Origin of the sequence: Streptomyces sp. HSW2009 (genome assembly GCF_040240285.1) — a bacterium.
Taxonomy (GTDB): Bacteria; Actinomycetota; Actinomycetes; order Streptomycetales; family Streptomycetaceae; genus Streptomyces.
Genome location: NZ_JBEHZD010000381.1, coordinates 1 through 7,960, shown reverse-complemented (window position 1 = coordinate 7,960; position 7,960 = coordinate 1). Strand labels below are relative to the sequence as shown.

Here is a 7,960-nt window from a genome sequence, read left to right as displayed (position 1 = left end):
GGACGCGACGGGCAGCGGCTCGGCGCCGCCGGCGCGGCCGAGCCCGCCGGGGCCTTGGCGCGGGGCGCCGCCCGGCACCGGGAACTGCGCGCGACCTGGCTGGCGACCGTCGTCAACCGGGACTGGCCGTCCAAGCCGGGACTGCCGGTGGCGGCGCAGCAGGCCGAGTTGACCGGGCTGCTCGACGCGGCCGTCAAGCGGCGGCTGAACGCGGTGATCTTCCAGGTCAGGCCGGCCGCCGATGCGCTGTGGCCATCGCCGTACGAGCCGTGGAGCAGCTTCCTCACCGGGACGCAAGGGCGGGACCCGGGCTGGGACCCGCTGGGGTTCGCGGTGCGGGCCGCCCATCGGCGCGGCCTCGAACTGCACGCCTGGTGCAACCCGTACCGAGTCGCCAACCATCCCGATCCGAGCCGCCTCGTCCCCACCCACCCGGCGCGGGTGCACCCGGAGTGGGTCGTTCCGTACGGCGGGAAGCTCTACTACAACCCGGGGCTGCCCGAGGTGCGGCGGTTCGTGCAGGACGCCATGTTCGACGCGGTCACCCGGTACGCGGTCGACGGGCTGCACTGGGACGACTACTTCTATCCGTACCCGGTCGCCGGCCAGACCTTCGACGACGACGCGGCGTTCGCGCGGTACGGGGCCGGCTTCCCGGACCGGGCGGCCTGGCGGCGCCACAACATCGACCTGCTGGTGCAGGAGACCTCGCGGCGGGTACGGGCGCTGCGCCGCCGGGTGCACTTCGGAGTCAGCCCGTTCGGGGTCTGGCGGAACAAGGCCACCGACCCGCTGGGCTCGGACACCCGGGCCGGCGTGCAGACCTACGACGACCTGTACGCGGACACCCGCCGCTGGGTCCGCGAGGGCTGGCTCGACTACATCACGCCACAGGTCTACTGGAACCTGGGCTTCGCCGCCGCCGACTACGCCACGCTGGTGCCGTGGTGGGCGCGGACCGTGGCGGGCAGCGGGGTGCGGCTGTACGTGGGCGAGGCCCTGTACAAGGCGGGCGACCCGGCCCAGCCGGCGCCCTGGCAGGACGTGGCTGAACTCTCCCGGCACCTCGCCTTCGCACGGCAGCACCCACAGGTCGCCGGGCACGCCTTCTTCTCGGCGAAGGAGGTGGCGACCGACCCGTTCGGCGCCATGGCCCGGGTAGTCGCCGACCACTACCCGTCGCGGGTGCGGCCTCCGCGCTGAGCGGCGGGGGCTCCGCAGCCGGGGGCTGGGGGAGGGGCCGGTGGGGCGGCCGTCAGCCGGTGGCCTCGTGTTCGTGACGTACGACGGTGTCGGGGCCGGGGGACATCACGGTCTCGTGGCCGTCCTCGAAGCGGACCCGGTACGGCGGGCCGCCGTCCGGGCCGAGGACCTCGATGACTTCCGCGACCCGGTCGTGCTGGCCCACGATCCTGCCGTGGACCAGCAGGCGGTCGCCTACGCTCGCTCGCATCTGCGCTGGCCTCCTGTTCTCAGCCCGGAGGGGCATGCGGTCCGTGGTGGCCAGTCTAGGTCCGCGGGGTGCGCGCGGCCCCTTGTCCGCGCGCCGCCGGGCGCTGCCGCGCGCCGCGGGCGGCAAGGCCCGGCCGGTGCGGGCGATGGGGCCCTGACCTGCGCGGGAGGCGGGTGCCCGGCCGGTGTGGCGGGCCCGGTGTGGCGGTCCCGCCAGCCGCACTGGCGGCTCCGCCGCCGGGGCGGGGGCCACGGCTAGCTCCGGGCCCGTTGGGTGACGCCGATGCAGACCAGGACGCCGAGCGCGGCCAGCGGCGCGGCCAGGGTGAGGTGTTCGCCCAGCAGGAGTACGGACCACACCAGGGTCAGCAGCGGCTGGGCGAGTTGGAGCTGCGAGGCCCGGGCCACCCCGATGACCGACATGCCCCGGTACCACACGTACAGGCCCACGAACTGCGAACCCGCCGCCAGCCACAGCAGCCCGGTCACGGACTTCACGGTCAGGCCGACCGGCTCAAGGGCCAGCGCCACCCCGCAGCCCACGACGGCCAGCGGCAGACAGCCGACCAGGGCCCAGCCGATCACCTGCCAGCCGGGCATGTCGCGGGCGAGCCGGCCGCCCTCGGTGTAGCCGGCGGCGCAGATCACCAGCGCGCCGAAGAGGTAGAGGTCGGCGCCGGTGGGCCGGCCGCCGCTCTGGTGGACGGCGAAGCCGACCACCACGGCGGCGCCGACCAGCGCCGCGGCCCAGAACAGCGGCGAGGGCCTGGACCCGGTGCGGACGACGGCGTACGCGGCCGTGGTGAGCGGCAGCAGGCCGACGACGACCGCGGCGTGCGAGGTGGAGGAGGTCTGGAGGGCCAGCGTGGTGAGCAGCGGGAAGCCGATGACGGTGCCGGCGGCGACGACCGCGAGCGCCGGCCAGTGGCGCCTGTCCGGCGGCGGGACCCGCAGCCACACTAGGCAACTGCCGGCGAAGAGGGTCGCCAGCACGGTCCTGACGGTGACCGTGGACCACGGGCCGAGACCTTCCAGGGACCAGACGGTGGCGGGAAAGGTGAGCGAGAAGGAGGCGATGGCCAGGGCGGCGAAGAGGGTGCCGAGCCGGGCACTGCTCGACCCTGTTTGGGTGTCCGTGCCCGAGCCCGCGCCCGCCTCCGCGCCCGCGCCCGCCTCCGCGCCCGCGCCCGCCTCCGTGCCCGCGCCCGCGCTGGCGTCTGCGGCGGTGGGGATGCCCTGCGTGGTGCTGGTCACGAGGCCGGTCGCGACACCTGGCGCGGTGCCTGAAGGCGGGCCCGCGGAGGACGTGACCGCGCGGTCGGCGGTCGGCGTCGGGCGGGGGACGGCACCGGGTACTGCTATCGGGCCGGTATCGGTAGCGCTATCGTCTGCTTTCATGCATGAGCGTAGCAGTGTGGCCGAGTTGGCCGGAGTTCTGCGGGCCGAGCTCCATCGCTACTCACCTGGTGAGAAGCTGCCGTCCAGTCGGGAGCTCGTCGCCCGGCACCGGGTCAGCCCGGTGACCGTCTCGCGCGCCCTTGCCTTGCTGGCCGCCGAGGGGCTGGTGGTGACCCGGCCGGGGGCGGGCGCGTTCCGGGCCGCACCGGCGGCGCCCACCGGCGGCGACGGCCGCACCGGCGACACCTCCTGGCAGGAGGTCGCGCTGTGCGCCCCGGCGTCGGCCGATGCCGTCCCGCGCTCGGTGGACGCCTCCGGCATCCTCGCCACGCTCGCCGCCCCGGCCACCGACATGATCGAGCTCAGCGGCGGCTATCTGCACTCGGCGCTGCAACCGGAGCGGGCGCTGTCCATGGCCCTGGGGCGGGCCGGGCGGCGGCCCGGGGTCTGGGACCGGCCGCCGATCGACGGGCTGGCCAAGCTGCGCGCCTGGTTCGCCCGCGAGATCAGCGGCCCCACCGGCCGGCTGACCGCGGCCGACGTGCTGATCACCGCCGGCGGCCAGAGCGCCCTGAACACCGCGCTGCGCGCGCTGGCCGCGCCCGGGGCCCCGGTGCTCGTCGAGTCGCCGACCTATCCCGGGCTGCTGGCGGTCGCCCGTGCCTCCGGGGTGCGGCCGGTGCCCGTACCGATGGACGCCGACGGGGTGAGGACCGACCTGCTGGCCGAGGCGTTCCAGGCCAGCGGCGCGCGGGTGTTCGTCTGTCAGCCGCTGCTCCAGAACCCGACCGGCACGGTGCTCAGCGAGCGGCGGCGGGCCGAGGTGGTGCGGGTGGCGCGGGCGGCCGGCGCCTTCGTCATCGAGGACGACTTCGCCCGCAGGCTCGCCCACGAGGACGCCCCGGAGCTGCCCCGCACGCTGGCGGCCGACGACCCGGACGGCACGGTCGTGCACGTCTGTTCGCTGACCAAGGCCACCTCGCCCAGCCTGCGGGTCGGCGCACTGGCCGCCCGCGGCCCGGTACGCGACCGGCTGCGCGCCATCCAGGTGGTGGACAGCTTCTTCGTGCCCTGGCCGCTCCAGGAGGCCACGCTCGAATTCGTCGGCTCGCCGGCCTGGCCGCGCCATCTGCGGACCGTCGCGGCCGAGTTGCGCCGCCGCCGCGAGACGCTGGTGAGCGCGCTCGCCGCCGAACTCCCCGAACTGCCCCCGGCCCGGGTGCCGCCCGGCGGCTTCCACCTGTGGCTCACGTTGCCGTCCGGCGTCGACGAGGCGGCGGTGGTACGGGCGGCGCTGCGCGCGGGCGTCTCGGTCGCGCCAGGCCGCCCCGCGTACGCGGCCGAACCGCCGGGCCCGCGGCTGCGGCTCTCCTTCGCCGGGGTGGCGGGTCCCGCCGAACTGGTGGAGGGTGTACGGCGGTTGCGCACGGCGCTGACGGGGTGCTGAGCGCCGCGCCCGCTGGTCTGCCGGGCAAGCGCCCGCGCCTGCGGTGTGCCAGCGGAAGCAGCGGGCGCCGGGGCGGCCCAGGTCTCGTGCCGACCTCGGCCCGGTAGGCGCCTGCGGGGGAGCATTCAGCGCGCGGTCGGCGTGGCCAGGAAGTCGGTCACCACCGTACGGAAGGTCGCCGGGTCGTCCGCCCACGGCCAGTGGCCGCAGCCGGGCAGCACCGTGGCGCGGGCCGCGGGGCAGCAGCCGGCGAGCAGCCTGGCCGGCGCGGTGCCGGCGATCCCGTCGTGCGAACCGGCGACCGCCAGCAGCGGCGTGCGGAGCGTGTGCAGTCGCGCCACCCGCTCCGGCTCGCCCGCCACGGCCGCGTAGAAGGCCGGCCGCAGCCAGTCCGGCGGCACCGGGTGTCGGGCGCCGGCCGCGTGGTGGGCGCGCGCCGCGTCCGACCAGGAGCCGTACCCCCACCGCGCGGCGCCGGCCGCAGCGGCGGCAGCGGCGTCCGGGCGGCGGTCCAACCTGGCCCGGAGCGCGGTGAGTTCGCCCTCGTCGGGCTCTCTGGCCAGCCGCCCGGCAGGGGTCACCAACACCAGCCGGCGCACCCGCGTCGGATGCCGCAGCGCGAACTCCTGCGCCGTCAGCGTCCCCGCCGAATGGGCCAGTACGTCGACCGTCGCCAGACCCAGCGCGTCCACCAGCGCCAGTACGTCGCGGGCCTGGGCGGCGAAGGCACAGCCTGCGCGTCGGTCGGGACCGCGGAGCGGCCGGCGGCCCGCCCGTCAAGCCGGATCAACTCGCGGTCCAGGGCCAGCCCGCCGAGGTCGCCGAGGCCGCGTCCGTCGGCCCCGGGCCCGCCGGCGAGACAGACCAGCGGCGGCCAGGCACCGACCAGGGAGTAGGCCAGGGTGACGCCGTCGTAGGAGGTGAGATGGGGCATGGGGGGAGTCTCGCCGGTCGCCGCGGGCTGCGGTGGGCACTTCGCAGCGGGTGAACGGACCGAGAGCGGTCGGGAGCGGCCGGGGGGAAGAAGGGGGCGGGGCGACGAGGCTGCGCCGGGGTGCTGCGCCGGGACCGAGCCGCGCCGGTTCGGGAGCGGGTCGGGCCGGCTCAGGCCGGGGTCCAGTCGGGTCGGCGGCCGGTGCGGCCCAGGAGCTGATCGAGCGGCGGGGCGTCGGCCGGGACCGCCACCGGCGGGCCGAACAGCCCGTCGCCCGGGTCGGTGTCGTCCGGCGCCGGGGCCTGCGCCACGAACGTCAGACAGGCGGCCACCAGCGCGGGTTCGGCCGTGAACGGCTGGCCGGTGGCGCGGGCGACGTCCCAGCCGTGCACGGTCAGCTCGTTGAGCGCGACCAGCCCCGCGACCTCGCCCGGCAGGTCGATGCCGCCGGCGCGCGTCATGCCCTGCCAGGCGTCCGGGCTGCGCCACGCTTCGGCGAGCGCGGCCAACCGCCGGGGCAGCCGCTCCCGCCAGTCGGGCCCGAGCCGGCCGGCATCGCCCGAAGGCCCGGCGGAACCCAGGGCCTCGAAGTCCTTGGCCGCGGCCAGCGCGAAGGCCCGGGCCAGCCCGTCGACGTGGTCGATCAGGTCGCCGAGCGCGTAGTGGGCACACGGCGTCGGGGCGCCGAGTTGCTCGTCCGAGACGGAGCTGAGCAGCGCCGCCATCCGGTCCGCGGCCGGGCCGAGGTCGGGGCGGTCGGAGGGCACGGACACGGGAACTCCTCGGGGACGCGGGGGCGTGCGCCGGGATGGCGCACGGGGCGATTCTCACCGCTGCGGTGGCCGTACGAGCTGATCCGGGCCGCGAGAGGCGTGGGTGTCGCGGGTCGCGGGGCGACTGGTGGTGCGGGGCTGCTGGGTCGCTGGCGGTGCGGGGGCCGTGCTCGGTACGGCTCCGCCCCGTACGGAGGGGACGGGGCGGAGCCGTACGGGCCCGGGCGTGGAGCCGGACGGGGACGTGGCCGGGACGTGGCGGGAACGCGGCCGGGGTGCGGGCGCGGGGCGAGGGCGCTGGAGGGGTCCTGGCGGGGCGCGGCTAGCATCGAAGGAGCGCTCATCCGCGGAGCGCCGTCCAGCGGGCACGCCGCCGGTGAGGCAACCGCGGCGCAGCCGTGTCCGCTCCGCAGACAGGGGAGGCGCCGTGGTGGGGATCGAGTCGGGGATGACGCCGCAACAGGTGGTGGCGGTGCTCGGGCCGCCGCTGGACTTCCTCGACATGCTGGCCCTGGTGGGCCCGGCGTCACCGGCCGGCCAACCCGGCGCGGCGGCTGACAGCCGACTGCGCGACCGGTGTTGGTGGCTCTACCGGGACGTACCGCGCCCCGGCGTGGAGGTCAACGTGAACTTCCGCGGCGGCCGGGTCGTCGAGGCCAGGGTGCGCCCGTACGACCGTTCCGCGTACAGCGTCTTCCGGCACGACTGGGCGCGGGTGCCGATGCTCGACGAGATCGCCGCGGTGGAGCGCGCGTTACCCGACGGCCGGCTGACCGGCCGGCCCGGCTGGCGGGTGCTGGCCGACGGGCCGGCGCTGGAGTTCGCGCTCAGCTCGTACGCGTACCCGGCCGAGCCCGATGACGTGGGGCGGGCCGCCCGCAGGTTCGGGCCGGTCGACGTGGTGGTGAGCCTGTTCGACGTGGCGGAGCCGGAGCGTATCCGCGCCGTGATGCGCGACGGGTACGTGGCCGAACTGCACGCCCTGGCCGACAAGCTCGGCCTGCTGCCCCGCCGCCTCGATCTCGCGCACTGGGTCATCGGCCGTTCCCCCGACGGCGGCGCCACGGCCCACCTGTCCTTCCTCCCCGTGGATGCCACCATCGCGCCGCACTACCCTTCGGCCCTGCTCGGGCCGGGGGAGGGGGCTGGTCGGGGGGCGGGGTGAGGGGGATGTGGGGTGCGGGGTGACCCGGCGGAGCAGCGGGCGGGGCGCGCGGCCCTTCCGTAACTCCCCAGCAACTCCCCAGCTTGCCGTTCAACGGCTCTACTCGCCTGTCAGTACTCGCCTGTCAGTCCCATGCGTTGAAGAGGACTCCGCCCAACGTGGTGATGCCGTAGTTGCGGATCTCCCGCCACTCGCCCGGCCCGAGCACGGAGGCGTCCACGTCGGACAGCGGTGTGGCGAGCTGCCCGTCGCTCAGGACCGAGAAGCCCGCGTCGGTGAAGGCGTGCGCCCAGGTCGGCGGCGCGGTGAACTCGTCCTGGTACCACTCGCGAAGCGTCTGGGCGAAGGCGACCCAGAGGTGGTGAGCGTGGCACAGGACGATGCTCTCGCCTGCGCGCCCGATGACCGTTGCGGAGTGGAAGGTCCGGGGGTAAGCCTGTTCCTCCACCTCAACCACTTCGCCCTCGGCGCCACGGGCAGCGGCATACAGAGCGGCGCGGAACGCCCGTAGGTCAGTCTGCGGCAGCGGACCGTCCTTCGGCGAGGAGAAGCCCGTCGCCCCCCGCGGCAGCACGAAGCGGGTTCCGTCGTTCACCATGCGGCTCATTCTGCCTGGTGGGAGGGGTATCGGCGCTAGCCGCAAGAGGGGCCTCCGCGCCCCGGGCGGTCGGCAGTACCCCGGGAACGACTCCGCCCCCGGGGGGGCGGGGGCGGGCGGGGGGGGGGGGGGGGGGGGGGGGGGGGGCGGGGGGCGCGCGGGGGGGGCGGGGGGGCGGGCCGGGGTGGCCCCC

At 76.3% G+C, this 7,960-nt stretch carries 9 protein-coding genes and 1 pseudogene; 4 read left to right on the top strand and 6 right to left on the bottom strand.

Annotated elements, in window-relative coordinates:
* Nucleotides 1–1,203, top strand: a 1,203-nt coding sequence (locus tag AAHZ94_RS23950; protein WP_502964763.1) for a glycoside hydrolase family 10-like protein, incomplete at its 5' end; no start/stop codon positions are given.
* A 52-nt stretch (nucleotides 1,204–1,255) separates the two neighbouring features.
* Here the strand turns inward: AAHZ94_RS23950 and AAHZ94_RS23945 are convergent.
* Nucleotides 1,256–1,453: a DUF1918 domain-containing protein gene (locus AAHZ94_RS23945; protein ID WP_349995112.1), complete on the bottom strand. Its 198-nt coding sequence runs from the start codon at nucleotides 1,451–1,453 to the stop codon at nucleotides 1,256–1,258.
* 254 nt (nucleotides 1,454–1,707) lie between these two features.
* Nucleotides 1,708–2,706 carry a DMT family transporter gene (locus AAHZ94_RS23940; RefSeq protein WP_349995110.1) on the bottom strand — a complete coding sequence of 333 codons (999 nt, stop codon included), beginning with the start codon at nucleotides 2,704–2,706 and terminating at the stop codon, nucleotides 1,708–1,710.
* A gap of 142 nt (nucleotides 2,707–2,848) precedes the next feature.
* On the opposite strand from AAHZ94_RS23940, the gene AAHZ94_RS23935 reads away from it, so the two are divergent.
* Complete coding sequence (locus AAHZ94_RS23935; protein ID WP_349995108.1) at nucleotides 2,849–4,297, top strand: aminotransferase-like domain-containing protein; 1,449 nt, start codon at nucleotides 2,849–2,851, stop codon at nucleotides 4,295–4,297.
* Between the two features lie 125 nt (nucleotides 4,298–4,422).
* On the opposite strand, the gene AAHZ94_RS23930 is transcribed toward AAHZ94_RS23935, so the two are convergent.
* The 3 genes from AAHZ94_RS23930 to AAHZ94_RS23920 all read right to left on the bottom strand — a co-directional run bounded on the left by AAHZ94_RS23930 (nucleotide 4,423) and on the right by AAHZ94_RS23920 (nucleotide 6,004).
* Nucleotides 4,423–4,989, bottom strand: coding sequence for an alpha/beta fold hydrolase (locus AAHZ94_RS23930; protein WP_349995106.1), 567 nt, complete (start codon nucleotides 4,987–4,989; stop codon nucleotides 4,423–4,425).
* On the bottom strand, nucleotides 4,932–5,231 hold the full coding sequence (locus AAHZ94_RS23925) for a hypothetical protein (RefSeq protein WP_349995104.1): 300 nt from the start codon (nucleotides 5,229–5,231) through the stop codon (nucleotides 4,932–4,934). The genes AAHZ94_RS23930 and AAHZ94_RS23925 overlap by 58 nt, the downstream gene beginning before the upstream one ends.
* A 170-nt stretch (nucleotides 5,232–5,401) precedes the next feature.
* Nucleotides 5,402–6,004, bottom strand: a complete 603-nt coding sequence (locus AAHZ94_RS23920; protein WP_349995102.1) for a TIGR03086 family metal-binding protein — start codon at nucleotides 6,002–6,004, stop codon at nucleotides 5,402–5,404.
* Between the two features lie 427 nt (nucleotides 6,005–6,431).
* Between AAHZ94_RS23920 and AAHZ94_RS23915 the strand changes: the two genes are divergently transcribed.
* The gene (locus AAHZ94_RS23915) at nucleotides 6,432–7,169 is read left to right on the top strand and encodes a CehA/McbA family metallohydrolase domain-containing protein (protein WP_349995101.1); all 738 of its coding nucleotides are present in this window, start codon (nucleotides 6,432–6,434) and stop codon (nucleotides 7,167–7,169) included.
* A 124-nt stretch (nucleotides 7,170–7,293) separates the two neighbouring features.
* Here the strand turns inward: AAHZ94_RS23915 and AAHZ94_RS23910 are convergent, their stop codons facing one another.
* A complete protein-coding gene (locus AAHZ94_RS23910; RefSeq protein ID WP_349995100.1) occupies nucleotides 7,294–7,767 on the bottom strand; it encodes a hypothetical protein in 474 nt (157 codons plus the stop codon).
* On the opposite strand from AAHZ94_RS23910, the pseudogene AAHZ94_RS23905 reads away from it, so the two are divergent.
* A pseudogene (locus tag AAHZ94_RS23905) lies at nucleotides 7,766–7,960 on the top strand (hypothetical protein); the annotation flags it as partial. The gene AAHZ94_RS23910 and the pseudogene AAHZ94_RS23905 overlap by 2 nt on opposite strands.